Origin of the sequence: Streptomyces sp. NBC_00597 (assembly GCF_041431095.1) — a bacterium.
Lineage (GTDB): Bacteria > Actinomycetota > Actinomycetes > Streptomycetales > Streptomycetaceae > Streptomyces.
Genome location: NZ_CP107757.1, coordinates 1,709,381 through 1,735,844, shown reverse-complemented (window position 1 = coordinate 1,735,844; position 26,464 = coordinate 1,709,381). Strand labels below are relative to the sequence as shown.

The 26,464-nt window shown below is 72.6% G+C and carries 21 protein-coding genes; 13 read left to right on the top strand and 8 right to left on the bottom strand.

The genetic code is table 11. The features are described 5' to 3' along the window. Positions 1–3: 3 nt before the first annotated feature. Together OG974_RS07430 and OG974_RS07425 are read right to left on the bottom strand one after the other, a co-directional pair. Entirely contained in the window at positions 4–939 is a 936-nt protein-coding gene (locus OG974_RS07430; RefSeq protein ID WP_371645881.1) for a ketopantoate reductase family protein, read from the bottom strand. A 36-nt stretch (positions 940–975) separates the two neighbouring features. Continuing rightward, entirely contained in the window at positions 976–1,776 is an 801-nt protein-coding gene (locus OG974_RS07425; protein WP_327281851.1) for a caspase family protein, read from the bottom strand. A 207-nt stretch (positions 1,777–1,983) separates the two neighbouring features. Between OG974_RS07425 and OG974_RS07420 the strand changes: the two genes are divergently transcribed. From OG974_RS07420 to OG974_RS07405, 4 genes are all read left to right on the top strand, one after another. Then, the gene (locus OG974_RS07420; protein ID WP_371645879.1) at positions 1,984–2,973 is read left to right on the top strand and encodes a hypothetical protein; all 990 of its coding nucleotides are present in this window, start codon (positions 1,984–1,986) and stop codon (positions 2,971–2,973) included. 66 nt (positions 2,974–3,039) lie between these two features. After that, positions 3,040–7,155, top strand: coding sequence for an AAA family ATPase (locus tag OG974_RS07415; RefSeq protein ID WP_371645877.1), 4,116 nt, complete (start codon positions 3,040–3,042; stop codon positions 7,153–7,155). 6 nt (positions 7,156–7,161) lie between these two features. Continuing rightward, a complete protein-coding gene (locus tag OG974_RS07410; protein ID WP_327281847.1) occupies positions 7,162–8,319 on the top strand; it encodes a trypsin-like peptidase domain-containing protein in 1,158 nt (385 codons plus the stop codon). Continuing rightward, the gene (locus tag OG974_RS07405; protein ID WP_328761707.1) at positions 8,316–9,392 is read left to right on the top strand and encodes a serine protease; all 1,077 of its coding nucleotides are present in this window, start codon (positions 8,316–8,318) and stop codon (positions 9,390–9,392) included. The genes OG974_RS07410 and OG974_RS07405 overlap by 4 nt, the downstream gene beginning before the upstream one ends. A 4-nt stretch (positions 9,393–9,396) precedes the next feature. On the opposite strand, the gene OG974_RS07400 is transcribed toward OG974_RS07405, so the two are convergent. Continuing rightward, entirely contained in the window at positions 9,397–9,759 is a 363-nt protein-coding gene (locus OG974_RS07400) for a hypothetical protein (protein WP_327281845.1), read from the bottom strand. 325 nt (positions 9,760–10,084) lie between these two features. Then, positions 10,085–11,002, bottom strand: coding sequence for a MurR/RpiR family transcriptional regulator (locus OG974_RS07395; RefSeq protein WP_327281844.1), 918 nt, complete (start codon positions 11,000–11,002; stop codon positions 10,085–10,087). Positions 11,003–11,213: 211 nt separating this feature from the next. On the opposite strand from OG974_RS07395, the gene OG974_RS07390 reads away from it, so the two are divergent. The 3 genes from OG974_RS07390 to OG974_RS07380 all read left to right on the top strand — a co-directional run bounded on the left by OG974_RS07390 (position 11,214) and on the right by OG974_RS07380 (position 16,286). Next, positions 11,214–12,047: a PP2C family protein-serine/threonine phosphatase gene (locus OG974_RS07390; RefSeq protein ID WP_328761706.1), complete on the top strand. Its 834-nt coding sequence runs from the start codon at positions 11,214–11,216 to the stop codon at positions 12,045–12,047. Between the two features lie 45 nt (positions 12,048–12,092). Further along, a complete protein-coding gene (locus OG974_RS07385) occupies positions 12,093–13,091 on the top strand; it encodes an MASE1 domain-containing protein (RefSeq protein WP_328765121.1) in 999 nt (332 codons plus the stop codon). Positions 13,092–13,520: 429 nt separating this feature from the next. Further along, positions 13,521–16,286, top strand: coding sequence for a DUF6493 family protein (locus OG974_RS07380; protein WP_371645873.1), 2,766 nt, complete (start codon positions 13,521–13,523; stop codon positions 16,284–16,286). Between the two features lie 28 nt (positions 16,287–16,314). Here OG974_RS07380 and OG974_RS07375 read toward each other — a convergent pair whose 3' ends face one another. Then, a complete protein-coding gene (locus OG974_RS07375) occupies positions 16,315–16,956 on the bottom strand; it encodes a MerR family transcriptional regulator (protein ID WP_371645872.1) in 642 nt (213 codons plus the stop codon). Positions 16,957–17,038: 82 nt separating this feature from the next. Between OG974_RS07375 and OG974_RS07370 the strand changes: the two genes are divergently transcribed. Beyond that, positions 17,039–17,560: a DUF4188 domain-containing protein gene (locus tag OG974_RS07370; RefSeq protein WP_327281837.1), complete on the top strand. Its 522-nt coding sequence runs from the start codon at positions 17,039–17,041 to the stop codon at positions 17,558–17,560. A gap of 84 nt (positions 17,561–17,644) precedes the next feature. Here the strand turns inward: OG974_RS07370 and OG974_RS07365 are convergent, their stop codons facing one another. After that, positions 17,645–18,286, bottom strand: a complete 642-nt coding sequence (locus tag OG974_RS07365; protein ID WP_327281836.1) for an RDD family protein — start codon at positions 18,284–18,286, stop codon at positions 17,645–17,647. 329 nt (positions 18,287–18,615) lie between these two features. Between OG974_RS07365 and OG974_RS07360 the strand changes: the two genes are divergently transcribed. Continuing rightward, positions 18,616–20,259: a phospholipase D-like domain-containing protein gene (locus OG974_RS07360; RefSeq protein WP_371645870.1), complete on the top strand. Its 1,644-nt coding sequence runs from the start codon at positions 18,616–18,618 to the stop codon at positions 20,257–20,259. A 55-nt stretch (positions 20,260–20,314) separates the two neighbouring features. On the opposite strand, the gene OG974_RS07355 is transcribed toward OG974_RS07360, so the two are convergent. Then, positions 20,315–20,815: a hypothetical protein gene (locus OG974_RS07355; RefSeq protein ID WP_328761698.1), complete on the bottom strand. Its 501-nt coding sequence runs from the start codon at positions 20,813–20,815 to the stop codon at positions 20,315–20,317. 337 nt (positions 20,816–21,152) lie between these two features. On the opposite strand from OG974_RS07355, the gene OG974_RS07350 reads away from it, so the two are divergent. From OG974_RS07350 to OG974_RS07335, 4 genes are all read left to right on the top strand, one after another. Next, positions 21,153–22,265 (top strand): alpha/beta hydrolase-fold protein, encoded by a 1,113-nt coding sequence (locus tag OG974_RS07350; RefSeq protein WP_327281831.1) that lies wholly within the window; start codon positions 21,153–21,155, stop codon positions 22,263–22,265. A gap of 81 nt (positions 22,266–22,346) precedes the next feature. Next, entirely contained in the window at positions 22,347–23,579 is a 1,233-nt protein-coding gene (locus OG974_RS07345; protein ID WP_371645868.1) for a cytochrome P450, read from the top strand. A 196-nt stretch (positions 23,580–23,775) separates the two neighbouring features. Then, positions 23,776–24,024, top strand: a complete 249-nt coding sequence (locus OG974_RS07340; protein WP_327281829.1) for a hypothetical protein — start codon at positions 23,776–23,778, stop codon at positions 24,022–24,024. 107 nt (positions 24,025–24,131) lie between these two features. Then, positions 24,132–24,824, top strand: coding sequence for an RraA family protein (locus OG974_RS07335; protein WP_327281828.1), 693 nt, complete (start codon positions 24,132–24,134; stop codon positions 24,822–24,824). 33 nt (positions 24,825–24,857) lie between these two features. On the opposite strand, the gene OG974_RS07330 is transcribed toward OG974_RS07335, so the two are convergent. After that, positions 24,858–26,405: an alpha/beta hydrolase gene (locus OG974_RS07330; protein ID WP_371645866.1), complete on the bottom strand. Its 1,548-nt coding sequence runs from the start codon at positions 26,403–26,405 to the stop codon at positions 24,858–24,860. Positions 26,406–26,464 lie beyond the last annotated feature (59 nt).

Here is a 26,464-nt window from a genome sequence, read left to right as displayed (position 1 = left end):
AGGTCACCCGCCGTTCTGATCGCGTTCCGCACGCCTCTGCTGCACCCGCAGCTGCAGGGTGGCGAGGTCCAGCAGCGGAGTGGGCACGGCGAGCGCGCGGGCACGGGCGATCAGGTCTCCGAAGAGGTGCTCGACCTCCGTCGGCCGGCCGGCCACCAGGTCCCGGTAGAGCGACGGGGTGAGCGGGGAGCCGGGTGCGGTCACCGTCCGTGCGGTGAAATCGAGTTCGGCGTCCGGCACGGGGCGGCCGGCGGCGGCCGAGACGGCCGCCGCCTCCGCGAGGACGGCCCGCCCGAGTTCCGCGCCGCCGGGCACGGCGACTGCCTCGCCGACGGAGCCGCGCGCCAGACAGGTCACGGCCGCCAGGGTGGTGATGAAGACCCACTTGTGCCACATCGAGGCGACGACGTCCGGCGTCTCGGGGCTGTCGATGCCGGCCCCGGTCAGCAGGGCGCGTACGGCGTCCACCCGGTCGGAGGCCCTGCCGTCGACCTCACCCGTGACCAGGGTGGACGGCGGGGCCAAGCGCACGACGTCGCCGTGCTCGTTCAAGGTGGTGACCACTTTGGCGACGCCGCCGAGGACCGGCCCGGCACCGAAGTGGCCCACGAGGTGATCGAGATGGGCCATGCCGTTGAGCAGCGGCACGATCGCGGTCCGCGAGCCGACCGCCGGGGCCAGGTCCTTCGTCGCGCGGCCGAGCGCAGTGGACTTCACCGAGAGCAGCACGAGGTCGTACGGGTGTGACAGTGCATCGGCGGTCACCAGCCGCGGGGTGAGGATGAGGTCTTCGCCGAGGCCCGTCACCCGCAGCCCGCGCTCGCGCAGCACGGCGGCCCGCCCGGGGCGCACCAGGAAGGTGACGTCCTGCCCGGCCCGGGCGAGGCGCGCGCCGAACCAGCCGCCCGTGGCTCCGGCACCCACTGCCAGGATTCTCATACCGGAGAGCCTATGCGTGGCGGCCGGCCCGAAGGTTCAGATCGTGAAGGGCTTCTGGCCGAGGAACACGGGGTCGGGCCGGCCCGTCGTGAAGAAGTTCGGGACCTGGGTGGCCGGCATCCGCTTCCTGATGTCGTGGTGGAAGGCCTCGTAGCCGCCGCTGAACGCCCCGCCGTTCCAGACCCGCAGCAGGGTCTCGGTGAACTTGCCGTTGACCCGGCCGTCCATGGCGACCTGGTCGTCCTGGCAGGCGGAGATGAGCAGGACGTCCGGTTCCCCACCGTTGCCGTCGGTACTCCTGAGCTCGCGCTGGAGCTCTTGGAAGAACGCCTTGTCCCGCTCGAAGATCTGCTGCTGCTTGAGCACCGGCATGACCCGCGCCGCCCCGCCCGGGGCGGGAGTACCGGGCATCTCGGTGGAGGTGCCGCTGTGGCAGCAGTCGAGCACGGTGACGATCCGGACGTCCGGCTGGAAGCGCCGCAGCTCCCGGTGGAGCTCGTCGTCGAGGAACTGACGGTCGAAGAAGACGAGGGTCTCGTCGAGCTCGTCCGGTTCGTCGCCGTCGGTGTCGGGCATCTGGCCGCCGTGGCCCGAGTAGGTGAGGAGCAGGATGTCACCGGCCTTGAGCTGCTTCGCCGCCTTGCGGAGTTCGCCCGTGATGGTGTCGACCGTGGCGTCCCCGGTCAGGATCACGGTGTCGTCGAACCCGACGCCGCGGGCCAGTTCGGCCATGTCACGGGCGTCGTTCTCGCACGCCACGAGCTGACCGTCCCAGCCGTCGTACTTGTGTGGGTCGACGTTGTTGAGTCCGACGTGGATGGACAGGCCTGCGGACATGGGGTCCTCCTCGGGTACGGGGGCACCGCACCGGGCGGTGCCTCGGGGATGCGTTCCGCGGTGGAGAGCCCGCCGAACCGCACGGCGCGCAGCGACGCCCGATCGGGCGTGGCGGGCGGAGCAACGCCCCCGACCGACTGGCGGGCTCCGTCGGGGGCGGCCAATACTGGCGGTGACCGGCAACCGTGCTGCGGCGCGGGAGGTGCCATGGGAGCCCGGGTCGTCTACGTCCACGGAAACGGCAACAAGGTCCGCGAGAGCCTGCTCAAGTCCCGGTGGGACACCGCCCTCTTCGGGGTCGGCCTGGGCGGGGCCTCGCACATGGCCTACTGGGCGCCGCTGCGCTACCCGGCGCCGCTGCCCGACGCCGGCCCCGACCCGCTAGACGGCGAGGCGGGCGAGGCGGGCGAGGTGGTGGCCTTCGAGGAGTCGCCGGCTCCCGGTGCGGCGGCGGACGAGTCGTCCGAGGAGTTCGCGGTACGGGTGTTCGCAGAGGCGCGCGGAGAGGCCGCCGCGGACCCCGCCGAGGGCGTCGCGCAGGCGGACGGCCCGGCCGAAGCGGCGCTCGGCAACTGGCTGCGGGACATGGCGTACCTCGCCGACGCGCTGGCCGAGGGCGGGGCCGAGGGCGAGATGTCGCCGGAGGCCGTTCCGCGGCAGCGCATCGCCCGTACGCCGCTGTTCCGGCTGCTGGTGGAACACACCTTCAAGGACGTCTACGCGTACTTCTTCGGCGGGGCGGGACCGGCCATGCGGGACGTGGTCCGCAGCGCCTTCGACGCCGCCTTCGACGCCGCCCGCGACGACGAGCCGGACCCCGGGCCGCTCGTCGTGATCGGCCACAACCTCGGCAGCGTCATCGCGTACGAGGTGCTGCGGGAGCAGGAGCGCGCGGCCGACCTGTTCGTCACCGTCGGATCGCCGCTCGCCGTCACCGAGATCCAGAACGTCCTCGCCGCGCCGCCCGCGGTCCCGACCGGGGTCGCCGCCTGGCACAACGCCTCCGACCCCCGCGACCTCGTCGCCCTCGACCACACCCTGCGGCCCGAGTACGCCCCGGCCCGCCTCGTCTTCGACCACCTGGTCCACAACGGCAGCAGGAACCACCACGGAATCCGCGGGTACCTCGGGACGGCAGCCGTCCGCAACCCCGTGCGGCTGCTGTTCGGCCGCCTTGCCACCGAACAGACCGAGTGAAACGATGACATATAGCAATCAGTCCATCCGTCTGTCGCCCTCCACGGGCGGCCGGGTAGGTGCGGTATGCCGCTCACCGATACGGAATGGGGCCTCGTCACCACCTGGGTGCGTGACTACTTGCTCGACACCCCGGACCCGCAGGACAGGCTCGCCCAGAACGGCTTCCCGCCGGAGTTCGTCGGCGCCCTCGCGCTGACCAACAAGAGCGGTGAGAACGCCGGCACCCTGGTGCACGCCTCGCGCAAGGACATCACGGCGCAGCTCCGCCTGCTCGACGTCCTGGTCGGCCTCGACCGGCTGGGTAGCCTGCCGGCCGGTGCGGAAGCCGTCAGGTTCCGGGCCAGGCTGCTTGAGGACGAGACGGTGCACTCCTCCGACCAGGACCATTTTCTCGCCGGAGTCCTCAAGAACGGCACCGAGGTCTTCATCGACCGCGCAGAGCTGCGCGTGCGCCTGAGGGAATTCCTCGCCGACCCGGAGAAGACCGTGCTGGTGGTCGACGGCGAGGCCGACAGCGGGCGCTCGTACACGTACAACCTGATCCGGTACCTCGGCCAGCACTACGGGTTCCGGCCGGTGCGGGTGACGCTGTCGCGCACCTCGACCGCCGCCCAGGTGGTGCGCCGGCTGGCCGAGTTCGTCGGGGACCCGGACGCCGGCACCACACCGTTGAACACGACACAGTTGAACGATCCACTGTCGGAGGTCGACAACGCCGTGCACCGGATCGTCAGCCGCGCCACGGCAGCGGAGGAGCAGTTCTGGCTCGTCCTCGACGACTGCGACGCGCTCGACGCCAACTCCGACGTCTGGGACTGCATCGGCCAGCTGGCCCTGGCCATCTACGAGTACACCCCGGTGCAGGAGGAGACCGTGCCCCGACTGGTGCTGCTCGGCTACTCCCCGACGATGCGCCAGCTGCCGTACGACATCCGCAAGAACGAATGCCGCGACACCGCGCGGCTCGCCGGCCCCGACGATCTGCGCACCTTCTTCCGGACGTTCTTCGCGGACGCGCCGCAGCCCAAGGACGCGCAGCCCGACCCGGCCGGGATCGAAGCACTGGCCGAAACGGCCGTATCGACGATCCTCGACGCGGCACGGGGCCCGGGCGACGAGAGCTACATGCGGAAGGTCTGCACCGCGGCCGAACGGACCGTGCAGGTGTACCGCTCGCTGCGGTCCGGCGAGGACTTCGCCGACCGCCTGCGCGGGGAACTGCTCACCGCCGCGCGTGGGCCCGCGCCGGCCGTTGCGGACAGCCGCAGCAGGTACCGGGAGGCCGCCTGCCTGCTCACCGGATTCGATCCCACGCGGCTGCGGCTCCCGGAAGAGGGCGCGAGCAGCGGGAGGGCGGCCCTGGAACTCGTCCACGACTGTTCGACCCTCGCCCAGGCGCCCCGCACCAGCTGGGTCCTCAAGCCCGAGGTCCGCGAGGCGACCCTGCGCGGCCTGACCGGCCCCGAGGCCGCGCGTCCGGGCCTGGAGGCCAACCTCGGCGAGGTCCCCGAGGGCCCCGGGACGGAACGGTTCGCGCTCGCCTACCTCTGCGGCATGCCGCCGGTACTGGAGGAACAGGACGTCGACGAGCTCAGCGACATCCTCCAGGCGGTGCTGTGGCTCGCGCAGATCCCGCACGCCGTCGGCATTCCGGACCCCGAGCACGTCCAGCGGCTGCTGGAGCGCGCCCGGCTGCGCCAACCCCTCGAACGCCTGGTCCGGGACCGGTTCTGCGGGCGCGCCGGCGAGCTGGACCAGCTGCGCGCGTACGTCGGCCTGCCCGCCGCCTCCCCGACCGCCGCGGGCGGCGCGGGCTCCGTCAAGGAGCCCCCGCTGCTGATCCACGGCCTGGGCGGCATGGGGAAGAGCACCCTGCTCGCCAAGTTCCTCGTCGAGGCCCCCGCCGGCTTCCCCTTCGCCTACATCGACTTCGAGCGGCCCACGCTGTCCGTCCACGAGCCCGTCACCCTGGTCGCCGAGATCGCCCGGCAGCTCGGCATCCAGTACCCCGGGCACCGCGCCGCGTTCGACGCGCTGGCCGGCGAGTGCGAGGAGACCGCCCGCACCCAGCGGGAGGAGCAGAACACCATTGACGAGCTGTACCAGCTCTCCACCACCCGCTCGGGTGCCGGGCGCGGAGCCGCGGAGCAGTTCCACGCCCTGGCGCGCGCCCGCGAGACGGACCTCGTACGGCGGGTAGCCGCATGCCTCGTCCAGGCGATGGCGGCCACGGGCACGGGCCCCGGCGGGGACGGCCTGCCGCTGGTGATCGTGATCGACTCCTTCGAGGAGGCCCAGTACCGTGCGAACCCCGTGCTCGGCCGGATGTGGGCCATGTGGACCGCCCTCCAGGAGGTGTATCCGCGGCTGCGGTTCATCGTCGCCGGTCGGGCCAGCGTGAACCATCCGGCGCGGGCCGCGGAACTGCGGACGATCGCGCTCGGCGACCTCGAACCGGACGCCGCCGTGGACCTCCTGATGTCCTGCGGGGTCGAGGACGAGGGCGTGGCCCGCGCCCTGGCCGAGCGGGTCGGCGGGCACCCGCTCAGCCTGAAGCTCGCCGCGCACGCGGCCGTGCTCGCCCGCCGGGAGGCCGGTTCGCTGAGCGAGCTCGTCGAGAGCCTGCCCGCACGGCGCCGGTACCTCTACCGCACGGTCGACCAGATGCTCGTCCAGGGCATCCTGTACGACCGCATCCTCAAGCACATCGCCGACCAGCAGGTACGCGCCCTCGCCCAGGCGGGCCTGGCCCTGCGGACCATCACCCCCGAGTTGATCGGGGAGGTCCTCGCCGTGGCCTGCGGACTGCGCGTGGACTCCCGGGAGCGCGCCGACCAGCTCTTCGGCCAGCTGGCCCGGCTCGACCTGATGGAGCCCGCCGGCCCCGGTGCCCTGCGCCACCGCTCCGACCTGCGGGCCATCATGCTGCGCCTGTCGGACACGGCGCGCGCCGACCTGATGCGCGCGGTCGCGCAGCGCGCGGTGGAGCACTACGCGGCGCGCAACGGCGCGGAGGCCCGCGCGGAGGAGATCTACCACCGGCTGCGCCTGAACGAGAGCCCGCGCTCGGTGGAACGGCGCTGGGAGCCCGGCGTCGAGCGCTACCTGGACCGCGCGGACCAGGACATGGCGTCCCGGTCGGCCGCGTTCCTGACCGGCCGCCTCGGCGGGCACATCCCGGACCAGGTGATGCTCGACGCCGACCAGGAGGACTGGGAGCGGATCGCCGCACGCGAGGTCGAGGACCTGCTGGCGCAGGGCTACACCGACCAGGCGGCGGCCCGGCTCGCCGAGCGGCGCCCCTGGACCCCGGGCAGCCCGCTGCACGCGCTGCTCGTCACCACCCTGGCCCGCAGCGGACGGCGCGAGGAGGCGCGGGACACGGCCCAGGAGGCGGTCGACCGCGCTGAGGAGGCGGGCGACGCGGATGCGCAGCTGGACCTGCTGTTGCTCGCTGCGCACCTCGCGGAGGAGGACGGCGACGTACGCGACGCCGAACGCGACCTCGCCGAAGCGGAGGACATCGCGACCGGTCTGGGCCGCGACTTCGACGCGATGGGCGCCATGCTGGCGCGGTCCCGGCTGGCCTCCGCGCCCGAGGGCGGCTCCGAGATCGACCGGCGCCTGGCCCGGAGGCTGCGGCAGCTGCCCGACGAGGCGCTGGCCGAACAGCCGGTCCTGGTCCGGGCCGTCGCGGCCGAGGTGTCCCGGCTGGATCCGGCCGCGCTCGGCCACACCCTGGAGGTGGTGGGCCTGCCGGACACCGACGACGGGGCCCTGGACGCGCTCGCGCAGACGATCGGGCGCGTGCTGGCGGTCCAGCCCGAGCTGCGGTTCGCCCTGGCGAAGATCCTCCAGAACGCCGTCGGCCCCGTACCGCCGTCCCCGCCGCCTTCCCCTTCCCCTTCCCCTTCCCCCTCCTCTTCCCCGCCGTCGTCGGAGCCGCCGCGGAAGGGCGGGGCGCCCAGCGGCGCCCCGTACACCGGGATGGCCGGCATCCTGCGCGAGGCGCGCAGCCGGGGCACCCTCGATGGGCTCGCCCGCCGGCTCCTCGTGCTGCGCGACCGCAGCGGCGAGCTCGTTTCCGGCGTCGCCGCGGCCATGGGCGCGGCGACCCCCGGACCGGCACCGCCGGCACCGGTCCGCACCCCCGAAAGGAACGGCCCACGCGTGGCCTGAATCCGGATGAGCGACGCCTATCTCCCCATCGAGGACATCGGCCGGCTGGTCGAGGCCACGCAGGAGGCCGGGCTGGCCGACCCCTCCGCACGGCGGCTGCTGCTCGACGGGATCATGCTCAAGTACCAGGGCACACTGCCGCTGATGGCGGCCCCCGGCATGCAGGTGCGCTCGGACCTCAACGAGATGAACCGGGTGGAGCGGCTCATCGACGGTTCGGTCCCGCTGGAGATCTGGCTGCGCAACGCCGTCGCCCAGAGCGCCGAGGCGGGGCCGCTCGCCGTCTTTCAGAAGGCCCTGGACGCGGTCGCCCGCGACGCCGCCGGAGAGCCGGACGTGCCGGCCGGGCTGACCGCAGGGGAGACCAAGGAGGAGATCGTCCACTTCGACGACACGGTGCCCTTCGAGTTCCTGCGCGCGGGTGAGGTGGCAGGTACCTCGGTCGCCCGGATCAAGGTCCTGCCGTACCAGGCCGGCGCACCGCTCCAGCCGAACGGCTTCCCGCACTCGGGGACGGGCTGGCTCATCGCCCCGGACCTGCTCGTCACCAACCACCACGTGGTCAACGCCCGTACCCGCACCGCCACCGACCGCGGCGTCGTGGACCCCGCGGACCTCCAGCTCCAGGCGCAGAACTCCCGCTCGCGCTTCGACTACGGAGCCGACGACACGGAGACCGAGGAGGTGGCCGCCAGCGGACTGGTCGCCTGGGACGAGGAGCTCGACTACGCGATCCTGCGGCTCAGCGGCCGGCCGCCGCGGCCCGCCCTGCGGGTGGCGACCGGTCCGTTGACGGTCACCGTGGAGCAGCCGGTGGCGGTCAACATCATCCAGCACCCCGGCGGACAGCCCAAGCGGGTCGCGCTGCGCAACAACCTCGTGTACGAGGCGACCGAGAACGACGTCCGCTACTTCACCGACACCCGGGGCGGCTCCTCGGGTTCGCCCGTCTTCACCGACGACTGGCAGGTCGTCGCGCTGCACCGCGGGACGCGCCGGGTCGAGGACGTCAACTTCCAGGGCAAGACCACCGCGTTCGTCAACGTGGGCACCCAGATCAGCAGCGTCATGCGACACCTGCAGGAGCACAGCCCCGAGGTCCACGCCGAGATCGCGGCGGCGCAGTCGGCGCTGGCGCAGCGCAACGGTGCGGAGGTGGCATGAGCATGAGCACGCGTGGCAGCGGAGGATCACCGGTGGCGACCGGGCCCGCGCAGGTCTTCGGAGACCTGCGCGAGGTCGCCGAACGGGTACGCCGGGGACTGGAAGCGGAGATCCCCGAGTCCTCGCAGGACCTTCCAGCGGACCGGGCCCCGGCCGGGCAGATCGGCGAGTTCGCCCGGCAGGAGCGGGCCAGGGTGCTGACCGCGGGCGTCAGTGGACTGGAGAAGCTCGCCGCCGGGCGGGCGGACGAGGTCAACGACGACGAGTACTTCGGCGTCGAGGCGATCGTCCTCCTCGAAGGCCGGCCCGCCCTGCTGATCCAGGGCCGCGACTTCCCTTCGCAGCAGGGCGACTGGGCGGTCCTCGACGGCCAGCGCGCCGGCATCCGGGAGTCGATCGCCCGGGTGGGCCGCGTGGAGGTCACCGGGCACCCCAGCCTGGACTGGCTGGGCACCGCGTTCCTCGTGGGCCACGACGTCGTGATGACGAACCGCCACGTGGCCGTCGAGTTCGCCCAGGGCGACGGTGCCGGCTGGTCGTTCCGGCCGGGCATGGCCGCACGGCTGGACCTGGCCGAGGAGCTGTCCGCCGTGCCCGGCGACGCCTCGCTGGAGTTCACGATCACGGAGGTGGTGGGGATCCACCCCGACCTCGACATGGCCCTGTTGCGCATCGACGCCGCCGGGGACGGCCGGGCGCCGGCGACGCCGCTGGCAGTGGCGGCCGATCCGCCCGCGGACGTGCCCGGCCGGCCGGTGTACGTGATCGGCTACCCGGCGGAGGACGGCCGGCGCAACGAACCGGAGGCCATGCGCCGCATCTTCATGGACGTCTACAACGTGAAGCGCCTCCAGCCCGGTACGACGACGGGGCTGGTTCCCGGCGAGCTCACGGTGAAGCACGACTGCTCCACCCTGGGCGGCAACAGCGGCTCCCCGGTCCTGGACCTGGTCGACCACCGCGTCCTCGGCCTGCACTACGGGGGCCGCTACGGATTCGGGAATTACGCGGTCCCGCTGTGGGAGTTGGTGGACGACCCCCTGCTGGGCCGTGCGCAGGTCAACTGGGTGTGACGCGTCAACTGGGTGACACGCGCAGCGCGTCGCCGACGAGGCGCACGGCGCGGGAGAGCCGGCCCAGCTGCTGGAGCTCGACGGCGTACATGCGGATCGAGTTCTCGATGACGGACTCGGCCACGCCCATCGAGGGCAGTTCCGCCCGGCTGGTCTCCAGTGCGACCCGGACCGCCCGCATCTCGTGCTGGAGCTGGAGCTGGGCGTGCCGGGTGAGGAGGACGGGGCTGCGGGTCAGCGTCGAGTAGCTGCCGTAGCGGGCCGGGAGCAGATCCCGCAGCCAGCGCATGGCCGTGCGTTCCCAGTCATGGGTACCGGGGGCCTTGACCTGACAGGGCCAGTCCGGGCTGAGCGTGGTGGAGGCCATCTGGCGCATTCTCGTCGCTTCCGAATGGTGTCGAACTCTGATCGAGACGTTGGTGGGCGGCCTCGGCCCAGGGGTTGACCGAGGCCGCCACAAGCGCTCTGGTGGATCCCAGTGCCGGGAACGGGCAGCGAGGCGGGGCGTGAGGAGGAGCGTCCCGCGCGGGATGTTCGTTCTGGGAGGGCGTGGGGTCGCTCTCCTTGGCGTCTGGTGGATCCGGCGCGCTGCTCAGTAAACATATATACCGTCGAGTAAACAAGAGAATGAAAAATTACATACGTGGGAGTGGCGTGAAAGTGGACTGCCTCATACCGGTTGAAAGTCGGCCTTACAGGAAGAATCCGTGCTGGTCCGCGACCTGCTCGTACCCTTCGAGCCGCGCCTGGGTCCGCTCGGGATCCGCGTCGGCCATCGCCTGGAGCAGTGCCGCGGACAGCATCCCCGGCGCCGCGTACGAGTCGAAGACCAGCCGGGCCCCGGTCCCGGCGGTCAGCACCACGTCCGCCTCGTCCACGAGGGGACCCAGGGTGGTGTCGGTGATCAGCACGATCTTCAGCCCGGCGCTGCGGGCGGCCCGGAGCGCCGCCAGGGTCTCCTTGGCGTGCCGGGGCATGGCGAACGCCAGCGCCCAGGTCCCGCCGGCCTCCCGGGACTGGAGCAGGGCGTCATAAGCCACGCTGCCTCCACGTGTCACCAGCCGGACGTCCGGATGGATGCGCCGTGCCGCGTAGGCGAAGTACTCCGCGAGCGAGACCGAGATCCGCAGGCCGAGGACCGTCAGCGGCACCGAGCGGGCCAGCTCACGGCCGATGTCGAGCAGCTGGTCGGTGTCGGCGAGCAGCCGCCGGACGTTCTCCAGGTTCAGGATCTCGGCGTCCACGGCCGCCTGGAGCTCGTTGTGGCGGAACTGCTCGCGGCTCTCCGGACCCGCGACGGCGCTCAGTGCCATCGGCTGGAGCGCGTCGCGCAGGGCCGGGTAGCCGCTGAACCCGAGGGCGGTGGCGAAACGCGTCACCGAAGGCTGGCTGACGCCCACCCGCTCCGCGAGCTCGGTGATCGAGAGGAACGCGGCCTCGGTGAGGTGGTCGATCAGGTACTGGGCGATCCGCCGCTGCCCGGGTGACAGCCGGTGGCCGTCGAACAGCGCGCGGACCCGGTCTCCGGGAGCGCGCTCGTGTACCGGCGGCGTCTGCCCACTCGGCGTGATCGCAGCCGCCTGTGCGCGTGCCTGCTGCCCCGATGACACCGATGGGCCTCCCTCTCATGTCACTCGTCTTCAAACATAGCTCACGCCCTGTGGTCGCCCGCCCCCCGTCGGGCGGGGCCGGTCCCCGGCTGCGCCGACCGTATCTGTCGCGACCCCCGGAGGCCGGAAATATGATGTGCTCGGGTCTTTGGCGCACCGCGCGCAGCGAGAGCCGAGAGCAGGGACACATGGATGCACCCGGGAGCGGTCCGTGACCTCGCGCCGTCCCCCGAAGGTCGTGAGCGCCGCCGACCTGCTGACCAAACTGGGGCGGCTCACGGACCGGGCGCGCGCGGGAGCGGAACTCCAGCAGGCGCGGGTGGAGCTCGCCGAAGCCCTCCAGCGCGAGATGCTGCCGGCCTCCCTGCCCGCCCTGCCCGGCCTGCGCAGCGCGGCCCGCTACGCACCCGCCCGGCACGGCCTGGACATCGGCGGCGACTGGTACGACGGCTTCCGGCTGCCCGAAGGCGAGCTCGCCTTCTCCATCGGCGACGTCCAGGGGCATGACGTCGAGGCCGCCGCCTTCATGGGGCAGGTACGCGTCGGCCTGCGCGCGGTGTCCGCCGTCGTCTTCGACCCGGGCGAGGTGCTGAGCCGGGCCAACGACGTACTGCTGTCGATGGACCGCGAACTCTTCGCGACCTGCACCCTCCTGCGCTTCGACCCCGAAACCTGGGAGCTCGAATCCGCCCGGGCGGGCCACGTGCCCTCCGTCTGGGCCACGGTCGACGGCAGCTACGGCATCACCGACGACGAGGGCGGCCCGCCGCTCGGAGTCGAGCCGGGCGCGGGGTACGCGGTGACCCGGCGCCGGCTGGACCAGGCGGGCTCCATCGTCCTGCTCACCGACGGCGTGGTCGAAGGACCGTCGTTCCCGATCGACGACGGACTGGCCCGCGTGGCCCGGGTGGTCCGGGAGGCGGCCGGCGCCGACCCCGACGAGATCGCCGGGGAAATCATGAAGGTGGCCGATTCCACCGGCCACGCGGACGACGCGGCGGTGCTCGTCCTCAGCCATGACGCGGCAGGACCCCGCACCTGGTAGCGCGTGTCACGGCCCGCCCCGAGGCGGCGGTTGTTGTCTGATGCTGTGGTGCGCACCGAGGAATGGCGACGTCCGACCGGAACCCTTCTCGGGATCCTCGCCGTCGCCGCCGCCTACTACGCCGCAGCCCGGATCGGCCTCCTGCTGCGCGTGGTGGTCGAGGGCGCGGTGGTCACGGCCCTGTGGCTGCCCACGGGCATCGCGGTCGCCGCCCTGCTGTGGTGCGGCCCGCGGATCTGGCCCGGCATCGCCCTCGGAACGTACCTCTCCATCGAGCACCTCAGCAGCTTCCAGATCGCCGACGCCGGCATCGTCCTGGGGAACACCCTCGCACCGCTGTGCGCGTACCTGCTGCTGCGCCGTGTGGGCTTCCGCACCCAGATCGACCGGCTGCGCGACGGCCTGGCCCTGGTCTTCCTGGGCGGGCTGCTGCCGATGCTGCTCAGCGCCTCCATCGGCACCGGGGTGCTGGTCGCCACCGGAGACCTGGCACCGAGCGATTTCTGGCCGGTGTGGTCGGCGTGGTGGGCCGGAGACGCCATGGGGGTGCTCGTGGTGACCCCGCTCCTGCTCGTCCTGCGCACGGTCCGGATGCCGCACGACGCCTATCAGGTCGCCGAGGCGGTGGCGCTCACCGCCGTCATCGGGGTCGTCGCCCTCGCGGCCACCCAGAGCCCCCTGTCGCTGCTCTTCCTCGTCTTCCCGCTGCTGATCTGGTCCGCCGTGCGCTTCCAGCTGGCCGGCAGCGCGCCCTGCGTCCTGGTCCTGTCCGTCGTGGTGATCTGGGCGGCGACCAAGGGCGCCGGACCGTTCGCCGGCCACACCCTCTTCGAGATCATGGTCAACGTCCAGGCGCTCAACGGCTCGGCGGCCCTGATCGCACTGATCCTGTCCGCACTGGTGACCGAGCAGATCAACATCCGCGAGGAGATCGAGCGGGTGTGCGAGGACCTGGCCGAGGTCGTGGACCGACTGGCCCCCCGCAGGCCGGGCGACGAGGCCCTTCCTCCGGACCGGGCTGACCCCGAAGTGACGGACAGGTGACGGGGTATCCGTCGACGGCGGGCGTTCCTCCCGCAACCGGTCTACGATTCCCGGCGCGCCGAACGCCGGCACCCCGGCGGCCCGCCGCCCGCGCCCCGTCCACCGAGGGGCGCGGTCGCCCGGACCCGGACGCCACCGCCGCCGACGTCCGCGGGCGAACCCGCCCGCCAGGTACCGCCCTGCGGACCAGGCCGGACCAGGCCACCCCGGGCTCGATCAGCCCGGGGAGCCGGACGCCGCGGGGCCGGCCCGAGCCGCAGGACCGGACCCGGCGCCATGAATCGGCCAGCGGCGGCCCGAGCCTGCACCGGCCGGGGCCAGGCCGGATTACCTTGGCCGCCGGGGCCGCGCGCGGAGCCCGGCGCGGCGTGCGGCCGCCAGCGAACCGCCCCACCACCACCGCCTCCCCCCCCCCACCGGAAGGGCGCCATGAACCCGATACTCGAAGCGGTCCGCGAAGGCCGCACCGACCAGCTCCCCGGCCTGCTCAAGCCGCTGACGGCGCCCGAGCGCCAGGAACTGCTCGCCCGACTCGCCCTTCTGCGCGCCGAAATACGCGGCTGGGACTGGAGCCGCTGGCGCGAGCGCGACCGCATCCGCTCCGCCCTGCTCGTCGCCGGCGCCGGTTGCCACACCGGCGCGACCGCCGCGGCCGACTGGATCGGCGCGCACGACCTGCGCGAGGGGCAGGAGTTCCCCACCGGACCGCTGCTCGACCTGCTCGCCGACCGCGACCCCGGCTGGCTCGGCGAGCTCGCCCACCACCTCGCCGAGAACACCGCGACCGCCGAGGCGGACTATCCGCTCGTCCGGGAGCTGGTGCGGATCGCCGACTGCCCCGTGCCCACGACCGACGCGTTCGTCCACGGCTGGGTGCGGTCCATCTTCACCATGGACCGCGCGCGTTCCACGCACAGCCCCCTGTCCATCGTCCTGCGCCAGGATCCGTACGCACGCGAACTGGTGCCCCTGCTCTTCACGACGGCCGAGTCCCCCGAGGCACTGCACTGGTGCAGTGATCCGACGGCCCCCAACCACTGGCCGTCCGAACTGGCCGCGCTCGCACAGGAGGGGATCGTCGAACGGCGCGTCCTGGTCGACGGCTGCGTCGCCCGCCTGCGGCGCGGCGGCCGACAGAACCAGCTGAAGTTCTTCCTCGCCATGCTGACGCGCCTCGAACTCACCCCGACCGAGGAACGGGAGCGGACCGCCGACTGGATCGAGCTGGCCGCCGAAGCGCCGTCGCCGCTCGCCGGCCACGCACAGCAGGTGCTCGTCCGGCTCGCCGACGCGGGCGGGCTGCCCGCGCAGCGGCTCGCGCAGATGTCGGGCGCGGTCCTGCGCCGCCCGGAGAAGAAGCTCGTGCGCGCCCAGCTGGGGCTCTTGGGTCAGGCCTTGCGGCGCGATCCGGCGACCCGGCACACCCTGCTCCCCGCCGTCGCCGTCGCGTTCGGGCACGAGGACACCACCCTCCAGGAACGCGCCCTCGGACTGGCCGTCAGGTACCTGCCGCCCGCCGACCGCGAGCTGCGCCGGGAACTCGCGCTCCGGGCCGAGGCGTTGAGGCCCCTCCACCGGCGCGCCGCCGCGGAGCTCCTCGGGTCCACCGCCTCGCCCGCAGCCGGCGCCTGTGCCGAGCCCGCGTACGCGGAGGTCCTGCCCCCGGCGCCGGTGCCCCGCCGCCTCGCCTCCGGGCCCCCGACGCTCGCGGGGACCGTCGCCCTGGTCGCGGCCTCCGTCACGGCCGGGGAACCGACCGCCGCCGTGTTCGAGTCGGCCCTGGACGGCCTGGTCCGGCACGCCCACCACGACCGCGCCGCCCTGGCCGAGGCCCTGCGCGCGGCCCTCGGCGGCCTCCGGTGGCATCCCGGGGGCGGGCGTCCGGTGGACCCGGGGCAGCTGACCGGACTGGAACTGGTGGTGGCGGCCGTCCTCGATCGGGTGCGCGCGCCCGACCTGTTGCCGGGGCGCACGGCGCACGGCGACGGCTGCCGGCCGGACTGCGTCCACGCGGCGCTGAGCGCCGTAACGGCCGCACGGCTGGCGGAGGCCGCGCACCGCGTCCTCACCGACCCGCTGCCGTTCCTCCTTGCCACCCCCACCTGGGAGACGGGGTCGCTGGAGCCCGAGGAGCTCGTCGTACGGCTCGCCGCCTACCGGCGGCTAGGAACGGGGCCCGGCCCGGCCGACTTCGCCCAGGCGCTGCTGCGGGTGCGGCGCAGCCCCGGGGCCGTGCCCGCGGCGGCCGCGCTTGGCACCCCCGAGGGCGACCGGCTGGCGGCCTGGCTCGCGGGCGCGGGCGAACCGCCCGCGGTACGGCGCCGGGTGACGGACCCCTTCCCGGACCCGCTCCGGGTGCCGTCCCCGGACCGCGCCCCGTTCACCGCCCCGTTCACCACCCCGCTCACCGGACCGGCCGCCGCACCGGACCCGCAGTCCGGCCCCCGCCGGTGGGACCGGCCGCCCCGGGCGGCGGCGCCCCGGCGGATCGTGCTGGAGACCGCGGAGCGGTGCGTCGTCCGCGAGGAGTTCCCGGCCGCCTTCCGCGGGCTGGGCCGGGCGCACACCGAATCGGCCCGCGGCTGTTCGCCCAGCTGCGCGGGCGGCCTCGTCCAGCAGTCCGTCCTGCCCGAGGACCGGGAGATGCAGGCGGCATGGCTGCTGCCCGAGGTGACCGCGGGCGCCACGGCCCGGGAGGGCGGCGCCGGAGCTCCGCTGCCGCGGCTCGCGGAACTGGGCGGACCGGCGGGCCCCGCCCTGCACCTGACGGTGGCCACCGGTCTGGGCGCCCGCCATGCCGAGGACCGCCACGCGGCCGTGGACGCGCTGCTTCTCCTCGCCGCCCGGGGTGAGCTGGACGCCCCGAGGGTCGGGCGGGACCTGGCCGAACTGCTCGCCCTGGGCACGGTGAAGCCCAACCGGCTGGCCGAGGCGGCGCGCACGGCCGCCGCCACCGGTGCGTACGCCACCACCTGGGCGGTGCTCGCGCAGGCGCTGACACCGCTGCTGGCGGCCGGGGGCGCAGCGGTGCGGGGCACGGGGGAGCTGCTGGCGGTCGCGGCGGACTGCGTGGAGCGCTGCGGTGCCTGCGGGCCCGCCCCGGCCGGGCTGGCCGAGGCCGCCGCGCGGTCCGGCTCCTCGCAGTTGGTCAGGCAGGCCCGGCGGCTACGGGCGGCCCTGACGGCGTCTTCGTGACGAACGGGCCCGGGAGCCCGTCACCGGCTCACAACCCGTACCGCCGGGCCGACTCCTCTTCCTGGGCCAGCCGGTGGAGCGCCTTCAGCACCGGATGGAACAGCACGGCCGCCGCCACGGCGGTCTCGACCTTCTCGGCCTCGGAGGGGTGCGTCTCCGCGAAGTCCAGGTCGCGGACCGCCGCCTGGTGCATCAACTCGGCGTACGGGGCCATCAGCTCGGCGTGCCAGGGATAGCCGAGCCGGATGAGCGAGGCCACCGCCACCACCAGCGACCGGTGGACGGGGGAGAGGGCGCCGAGCTCCCGGGCCGTCGTCCAGCCCAGGATGTCGAGCAGCCGGTCGACTTCCAGCCGCGCCGTGGCCACCGCTTCGTCCGAGTCGTCCGGGTCGGGCCCCTGGGGCAGGGCCCACAGGGCGGCGCCGAGGCGGATCGTGCGGCCGAGCGAGTCGTCGTCGACGTGGCGGAGCACCTCCCGGGCCGTCGCCACCGGGATCCCACCGACCTGGAGGAGCGCGCGGATCAGCCGCAGCCGGCGCAGGTGGCCGTCGTCGTAGTCGGCCGTGGTCGCGCTGACCCTGCGCCCCGGCGGCAACAGCCCTTCCCGCAGGTAGTACTTGACCGTCGCGGTGGAGACGCCGCTCCGCTCGCTCAGCTCTGCCAGCCGCATCTCTTGTGCCCTTCCTGGGGGAGTGCCACTATCCAATCAACCTTGGACAGTGTCGCTATCCAACCAGCGTTCTGGAGGAAGTGTGTTCGCCAAGCCGATACCGGGCCACACCACCGCGGCGGTCGAGGGTGACGCCACCGTGCTGCTGATCGGAATGCGCATCAACCACTTCTGGGCCGTGCACCACTGGGTGCCGGTCTTCCTGGCCATGCTGCGCATGCTGCGCGAACTGGGCCGGGACAAGGGCCGCGGACTGCTCGGCCACGTCCTGCTCACCGGTTCGCCGCGTACGTACTACGTGGTCCAGTACTGGGAGTCCAAGGAGAAGCTCTACGCGTACGCCAAGGCGCCGGACATGTTCCACCACCGCGCATGGGCCGTGATCAACCGGAAGGAGCGCGAGTCGAAGCTGCGCGGACACGTGGGCCTGTGGCACGAGGCGTACGTCGCGCCCGAGGGTTCGTACGAGTCGATCTACTTCGACATGCCGCCGTACGGCCTGGCCGCGGCGACCGGAACCCTCCCGGTGGAGCGCCGAGGCCGCCGGGCGGCCGACCGCTTCGCCCACCGCTCCGCCGCGGCCCGCCCGCCGCACGGCGGCTGAGTCCGCCGCCGCGGCCGCAAACGCGGCCACCCGGCAGCGGACGAACTCCGCTGCCGGGTGGGAAGAAGGGGGAGAGGGGCGGCCTCAGCCCTTCGGCACCTGGATGACCACGGTGTTGCACATCTTGTCGGCGAAGGTCTGCTTCTTCTCGTCCCACAGCGGCCACAGCCAGCCGAGGTAGCAGGGGATGCCGTCGACGATGTGGGCCAGCTTGCGGACGAACGCCATGCCGAACCCGAGGAAGGCGCCGTCGGCCTCGCGGCGCAGGCTGATGCCGAGGACCTTCTTGCCGGTCGTCTGACCGGTGGTGCCCTCCTTGTAGAGCTGGAAGAGGCCCATGCCCAGCGCGTACAGGATGCCTATGGTGAAGAAGATGCCGGGGCCGGCGTTGGCGGGGTCGTCGCTGTTGGCCAGGTCGATGAAGCCGAGGGCGTACATCGGACCCGCGATGATCAGGGCGTCGAGCAGGTACGCGCCGACGCGCTGGCCCCAGTGGGCGAGCGGCGGCATGCCGGAGCCCGGCATGCCCGGCATCGCGGGCGGCGGGTAGGCGCCGTACGGCGGCGGGGTCTGCTGCGGGTGGCCGTACTGCGGGGGGACGCCCTGCGGAGGCTGCTGCGGGTAGCCGTACTGCGGCGGCACGCCCTGGGGTGCCTGCTGCGGGTAACCGGGCTGACCCTGCGGGGGCTGCTGGCCGTACGGGTTGTTCGGGTCGCCGAAGCTCATGGCTAAAACTCTCCGGTGTCGGAAACGGGGACGTAGCAGATCGGCCGGAGGAACATCACCATCTGACCGGTTTGCCCCCCTGAGCTGCCGTGATCTAGCGCGCATCATCGTGGTCGGTCCATCGACCACTTGTCCAATCCGGCCACGCCGGGACCCTTTTCGCTCCTTTTCGATCTTTTTCGATCCGACCGACAGTCCCTCGCACCGCCGTGGCCGAATCGATGTGCGCGAATTCCCCACTCTTGTGACCGGGTGGTAACTTCCGCGAGTTGATCTTGCCGGTCGCCCCCGTCGCGGCGACCCGCGATCCCTCCTGCAAGGAAGTCACATTGCACCGCCATACCCTTCATCGCCCGTCCGTCGCCGCCGTCCGCGCCGCGGTTCCGGCGGTCGTGCTGGCCCTGTTCGCCGCCGGCCCGGCCTCCGCCGCCGCGGCGGCCGGCACCGGGCCCGCCGCCCCGGCGCCCCACCTCGACGCGGTGGAGCAGACGCTCCGCCAGGTGTCCCCCGGCCTCGAAGGCCAGGTCTGGGAACGCACCGCCGGCAACGTCCTCGACGCCTCGACGCCCGGCGGCGACGACTGGCTGCTGCAGACCCCCGGTTGCTGGGGCGACGACACCTGCGCCGCCCGGCCGGGCACCGAGCGGCTGCTCGCCAAGATGACGGAGAACATCTCCCAGGCGACCCAGACGGTCGACATATCGACTCTCGCACCGTTCCCCAACGGAGCGTTCCAGGACGCCGTCGTCGCCGGTCTCAAGTCCTCGGCGGCGCGCGGCAACAAGCTGAAGGTGCGCGTGCTGGTCGGCGCCGCTCCGGTCTACCACCTGAACGTGCTGCCCTCGAAGTACCGGGACGAACTCGTCGCCAAGCTCGGCGCGGACGCCCGCAACGTCGACCTGAACGTCGCCTCGATGACGACCTCGAAGACGGCGTTCTCCTGGAACCACTCGAAGATCCTCGTGGTCGACGGACGGTCCGTGATCACCGGTGGCATCAACGACTGGAAGGACGACTACCTGGACACCGCCCACCCGGTCGCCGACGTCGACCTCGCCCTGCGCGGTCCGGCCGCCGCGTCCGCGGGTCGCTACCTCGACGAACTGTGGTCCTGGACCTGCCAGAACAAGAGCAACATCGCCAGCGTCTGGTTCGCCTCCTCCAACGGCGCCGCGTGCATGCCCGCGCTGGCCAAGGGCAGCGCCCCCGCCACGCCTCCGGCGAGCCCGGGCGACGTGCCGGCCATCGCCGTCGGAGGCCTCGGCGTCGGGATCAAGCGCAGCGATCCGTCCTCGGCCTTCCGGCCCGCGCTGCCCACCGCCGCCGACACCAAGTGCGGCGTGGGCCTGCACGACAACACCAACGCCGACCGCGACTACGACACGGTCAACCCGGAGGAGAGCGCCCTGCGGACGCTGATCTCCAGTGCGGCCCGGCACATCGAGATCTCCCAGCAGGACGTCAACGCGACCTGCCCGCCGCTGCCCCGCTACGACATCCGCGTCTACGACGCCCTCGCCGCACGGATGGCCGCCGGCGTGAAGGTCCGCATCGTCGTCAGCGACCCCGCCAACCGCGGCGCCGTGGGCAGCGGCGGCTACTCGCAGATCAAGTCGCTCTCGGAGATCAGCGACACGCTGCGCGACCGCCTCGCCCTGCTGACCGGCGACCGGGGCACGGCCAGGGCCACGATGTGCTCGAACCTCCAGCTGGCCACGTTCCGCAGCTCCCAGAGCCCGAAGTGGGCCGACGGCCACCCGTACGCGCAGCACCACAAGGTGGTCTCCGTGGACGACTCGGCCTTCTACATCGGTTCCAAGAACCTCTACCCGGCGTGGCTCCAGGACTTCGGCTACGTGGTGGAGAGCCCGGCGGCGGCCGGTCAGCTGAAGAACCAGCTCCTGGCCCCGCAGTGGCAGTTCTCCAGCGCGACGGCCACGGTCGACCACGAACGCGGCATCTGCCCGGCCTGATCCGCTCGGCTGCCGCAGTCCGTCGTGGGCTGCGGCAGCCGCGGTGGATGCAGGATCAGTGGAACAGCATCGAGGCGTCACCGGCCGCCGTCGTGACCGAGCCGGGACAGAGGAAGCTGCCCGACACCTTGGCCGCGGTGAAGGCCTGGTTGACGTACTTGCGGGTGACCCCGTCGCGGTTCCACGTGATGTTCGTGGCCTTGTAGCGGCAGGAGATGAAGCTCTGCTTGCCCGTGATGTCGATGACGTTCGTCCTGGCGAGGCCGGCGGCGTCGTCGAACGTGAACGCGGGGTCGTTGTTGAGGGAGGCGGTGATGCTGCCGTTGCAGCCGAGGTTGCCGCCCGGTGTGTTGATGGTCGTCCTGTCGACCGTCAGCGCGCTCGGGGGGTTGGCGCTGGAGTGCGCGTTGGTCCAGGTGCAGGTGTTGCCGGCGACGACGATGACGCCGTCGAGCAGTTGGTCGGCGCTGGGGCCCAGGGCCGTCGCCGACGTCGCCCCGCCGATCAGTACTGCTGCTGCCAGGGCGGTCGTGCCCGGCCATGTCGAGATCTTCATCCTGTCGCTCCTCTTCGCCACGTCCTCGTGGGGTGTGAAGCGGGGCCTTGGGGGGCCTCGCCGGCGTGCGCCGGCCGTCCGGGGCGGTTTCCGTCATGGCCGGGGGAGAGAGCTTGCGAACACGCTGGGGAAGGTCCCACAGGGACCTTGAAATGTCAGGCCCATGTCAATGAATTGGCCGGAGTCCGTCCTGACGCCGGTACCGACGGGTTCTGGCCGAGTCGCAGTGGTGTGGAACGGATCGGGTTCCGTTGCAGTCTTGCCCTGTGCGCCGGCACATGCGGCGCCGCCGGGCCGCAGGCCCGTGCCGACACAGCGTAGAGAGTCGTCCCGATCCGTGAGTCTGACCAGCAGCACGCTCCTGACCGTCGTCGTAATCGCCACGGTGCTGGCCTTCGTGGCCGCCGTGTGGCTCTGGCCGCGGCTCGGTCGTCGGGGCGGGAGGCCGGCGCTCGGGCGGGTCGGCGTGATCCTGGTGCTCCAGGTGCTGCTGCTCGCCTCCATCGGTCTCACGGCCAACCGGACCTTCCTGCTCTACGGTTCCTGGGCGGACCTGGCCGGAAAGGAGCGCACGATGCCCTCCGTGGGCCAGGACGCGCCCGGGGGCTCGGCCGTGCGACTCCTCGGCCGGCAGCCGACGGAGATGCGGGGCGGCGGAACTCCGCACGTCGGCGGCGAGATCGAGAAGATCGCGGTGCAGGGCGAGCGGTCCAAGGCCGTCGTCCAGGCCTATGTGTACCTGCCGCCGGAGTACTTCCAGAAGGGGAACGAGAACAGGAAGTTCCCCGCCACCGTGGTGCTCACCGGATTCCCGGGCATGGCGGAGAACCTGCTCAAGCCGCTGCCGTACCCGAAGACGGCCTGGACGCTCGCCAAGCAGAAGAAGATGCCCCCGATGATCCTGGTCATGATGCAGCCCTCGGTGGTGCCGACCCGCAACACCCAGTGCATCGACGTGCCGGGCGGCCCGCGGAGCGAGACCTTCTTCGGCACGGACCTGCCCAAGGCGATCTCGGGTGCCTACCGCGTCGGCACCTCGGCCTCCAATTGGGGCGTCATCGGGGATTCGACCGGCGGCTACTGCGCGCTGAAGGTCGCGTTGCAGCACCCGGAGAGCTACGCGGCCGGAGTGGGCCTGTCGGCGGACTACAAGCCGGAGGTCGACGAGTACTCCGGTGATCTCTTCCACGGGAACACCGCCGAGGAGAAACGATCCGACCTGCTGTGGAGCCTGGACAACCTACCCCAGGGGAAGTCCTCCTTCCTGGTGGCCACCTCGTTGCAGGGCGAGGGGAACTACAAGCCGACGCAGAAGTTCATCGAGAAGGTGAAGGCGCCGGCGCGCGTCTCGTCGATCACCCTCGACCACGGCGGGCACAACTTCAACACGTGGAAGCGGGAGATCCCGCCCGCGATGGTGTGGCTCGGCGCGCGCATCACCGCCGAATGACCTCCCGCGCTCACCGTCACCGGACAGCGCCACAGGACGCCGCCACCGGACACCGGCACCAGACAAGGAACCCTTCACGGCATGACCCCGAACGCAGCGACCACTCCCACGCACCCCCTCCCGGCCCTCCCGTGCCCGTTCGACGAGTCGTTCGCACGCGACCCCTACGCCGTCCACGCGCGCCTGCGCGCCGCCGGTCCGGTGCACCGCGTCGCGCTCCCCGACGGCTCCCCGGTGTGGCTGGTCACCCGCGCGTCGGACGTACGGGCCGGGCTCGCCGACGCCCGGTACTCCGTCAACAAGCGCCATTCGACGACCGGGTTCAGCGGCTTCAGCCTGCCGCCGGCCCTCGACGCCAACCTCCTCAACATCGACCCGGAGGACCACCTGCGGCTGCGCCGCCTCGTCTCCGGAGGGTTCACCGCACGCCACGTCGAGTTGCTGCGGGCCGGCGTCCAGGACTGCGTCGACGAGCTGGTCACCGGGCTCGCCGACGAGATCGCCCGCTCCGGCGAGGCGGACCTGGTAGACGGCTTCGCCAAGCCGCTGCCGCTGCGGACCATCGGCGCACTGCTGCGCGTACCCGCCGCCGACCAGGAGCGGTTCTCCGACCGGGTCGCCACCATGCTCGCCCCGCGTTCGAAGGAGGACCTCGTCGCGGCCGTCGCCGACGTCCACCGCTTCCTCGTGGAACTGGTGGAGGAGCGGCGGGCCCGCCCCGGCGACGACATGCTGTCGAGCCTGATCGCGGCCCGTGACGAGGAGGACCGGCTCACCGAGGACGAGCTGGTCTCGCTCGCCTTCCTGATCCTGATGGCCGGCAGCGAGACCGTCCAGCACGTCATCGGCAGCGGTCTGCTCACCCTGCTCACCCACCCGGACCAGCTCGCCGTCCTCTGCGGCGACCCGGCCCGGCTCCCCGACGCCGTCGAGGAACTGCTGCGGTACACCGGCCCCCACCAGACGGCGATCCGCCGCTTCCCGACCGAGCCGGTGGAGATCGGCGGCGTCCGCATCCCGACCGGCGACACGGTCCTGTTCTGCCTGGCCTCGGCCCACCGCGACCCCGAGCGGTACCCGGACCCCGACCGGTTCGACATCGACCGGGAGGACAAGGCCCACCTCGCGCTCGGCCACGGGCTGCACTACTGCCTCGGCGCCCCGCTCGCCCGCCTCCAGATCACGCTCGCGCTGGGCGCGCTCCTCGACCGGCTGCCCGGACTGCGCCCGGCGCGCCCCGTGGACCAGCTCGCCTGGACGACCACCTTCCGCTTCCATGCCCTCCGGGCCCTGCCCGTCACCGCGGACCTTTAGATTTAGGCCCCGTCGTCAAAGTCCCGCCTGCCCGTCCCCCTGCCCGTCCCGCCTGTCCCACGACACCCTTCGGGCGGCCGGCGCCTCCTTGCGGACACGCCTCAGGACCTGCGTTCCGGATCGAAGCCGGCCAGGACGGCGGCCGGGCCCGCTCCCTGCGGATGCGGCTCAGGCGGTACCGGCGGAGGCTGGGCGCATGCACCGTGCGCCGATCCTCGTCCACCCGATCACCCCGGCCGGCGGCCGCCGGGTCTCGCTGCGCGCCGACGGGCAGGACACGGTCCTCGGCCTGGCCCGCAGCGACGCCGACGTGATCGAGTTCCTGCGCCGGGCCGGCGTACCCGACCCCGACGACGTGGTCCTCGGCGACTCGGACCTCGTCGAATGGCAGGGCGACGATCCGCACGGCTACGAGGCGGAGCCCTCGGACACCGACATTCCGTGACGCCGCGCCCCGAACCCCCGATCCCCCGCGCCCGGGCGGCCGGGCAGGCACCATGGGGGGCGGTGGCTGACCCAAGCCGTCCGTTCGGGAGAGAAGGGGAAGTCGGCATGTTGAAGGCCTTCACCGACCTGTCCACGCCGCTCGTGGCCGATGCCTGCGTCCGGACCGGCGTGCCGCTGCGCGTGGCACCGCCGGGCGTCCGCGCGGTGCTGCCCGGTCACCGGGTCGCGGGCCGCGCGCTGCCGGTGCGCCACTACGGCAGCGTCGACGTGTTCCTGGAGGCGTACGGATCCGCAGAACCGGGGGACGTCCTGGTCATCGACAACGGCGGACGCACGGACGAGGCCTGCGTGGGCGACCTCTCCGCCCTTGAGGCCGCAACGGCCGGCGTGTCGGGCCTCGTGGTGTGGGGGCTGCACCGCGACACGCCCGAACTGGCCGAGATCGGCCTCCCCGTCTTCAGCTACGGCAGCCACCCGGCCGGGCCGGTACGACTGGACGAACGCGAACCCGAGGCGCTGCTCACGGCCCGGTTCGGCCCGCACCTGGTGGCCGGCTGGGACTTCGTCTTCGGTGATGCCGACGGTGTGCTGTTCGTCGCCGCCGACCAGGTGGAAGAGGTGCTGGACGCCGCGTTGCGGATCCGGGAGACCGAGCGCGAACAGGCCCGGCGGATCCGCTCCGGGGAGACCCTGCGCAGCCAGACGGCCTTCGCCGACTACCTGGTCCTGCGCGAGGCCGACCCCTCGTACACCTTCCGCCGCCACCTGCGCCGGATCGGCGGCGCCATCGAGGAGTGACGGCGCCGCCCCCTCACCCGGCGGCGGGACGGATCACCGCTGCGCCGCCGGGCACGTGGTGTCACCGGCCGGCAGGGTGCCCTCCAGCAGATAGCCCTCGACCCGGGCGTCGACGCACGCGTTGTGGTTCTGGAACTGCACGTGGTCGCCGCCCTCGACGGTCACCAGGCGAGATCCGGCCAACCCCCGGTGGGCGCGCACGGCGGCCTCGTAGTACGTCGCCGGGTCGTTCTTCGAGTTGAGCATCAGCACCGGAGGCAGGCCCTCACCGGTGACCTTGATGCGCGGGGCCTTGGACCGCGGCCAGTTCGCGCACACCGAGGCGAACGTCAACTCCCTTGCACCGGCGAGCGGATGGGTGCGCGTGGCCTCGCCGCTCTCCTTCACCCAGTACCGGGTGTCGCGGTTCCACGGGGTGTCGCCGCAGGTGACCGCGAAGAAGTCGGCGATGAAGTCCGCACCCATGACGTGCTTCAGCTGTCCGGCGACGGCGGCCCTGGTCTGCGCCGACGCCTGCTCCGGCTGCTCCAGGAAGCCGAGGAGCGAGGCGAGGCCCGCGAACTGGTCGGCGTTGTAAAGGGCGTTGGTCGTTGCCGCGTCTAGGTGGTTGGGCGTGATGACCGTCCCCTCGACGTCCAGCGGCCGGTCGTGCAGGGCGGCCCGCAGCCGCTCGAACGAGGCCTTCGCCTCCTCGGGAGTGCGCCCCTGGTGGTACGTGGCGTCGTTCGCCGCCAGCCACGGCAGGAAATCCTCTTCGAACCGGCGCTGGAAGCTCATCGGCTGCCCCGTCAGGAAGGACTGCCAGGTCCCGGTGAAGTCGATGTTGCTGTCGAGGACGACCCGCTCCACGCGCCGCGGGAACTCGGTGGCGTAGTAGGCCCCGAGGAAACTGGCGTAGGAGGGACCGTAGTACGAGACCTTCTCCACCCCGAGCAGCTCCCGGTACAGGTCCATGTCGTGCACGGCCTGATCGGTGGTGATGTACGGCAGCAGCCCGCCCGAGTTGCGCTCGCAGTCCCGTACGAAGTCCCGGGCGCCGTCGAAGGTCCGCCGGACGGCGGCCGCCGAGCGGTCGCGCAGATCGGCACCGCCGAACATGGCGTCGACCTCGTCCTGGTCCGAGCAGACCACCCGCGTACTGGCTCCCACGCCGCGCTGGTCGAAGCTGACGATGTCGTACGCCTGCGCCAGCTTCGGGCTGTACGAGGCGAGCCGGGCCGGCCGGGGGAGCCCGGAGGCGCCGGGACCGCCGGCCGCCATCATGAGCACCCCACGGCGCTTCGCCGGATCCGCCGCGCGGTGCCGGGAGACCGCGACCGTCAACGCCGGTCCGGAGTCGGGGTGGTACCAGTCCCGCGGCACGGACATCGAGGCGCATTCCAGCGAACCGCCCGCGCACGGCTGCCAGTCGAGCTTCTGGTTCCGGAACCGGCCCGGCATTGGTGGGGTCGCGGCGCTCGCGGCAGTGGCGCCTGCGGTCGTGGCCGCGGCGCTCGCCGGGCCGACGGGCAGGGCCGCTGTGGCGAGCAGCCCGCAGGCGGCGGCCGCGAGCCAGCGTGCGGGCTTGTTGAACACGTGCATCTTTGAACTCCCCCTGGGGTCCGGCAGGTCTCCTCGATCCTCGCGCGCCGACCCCACGC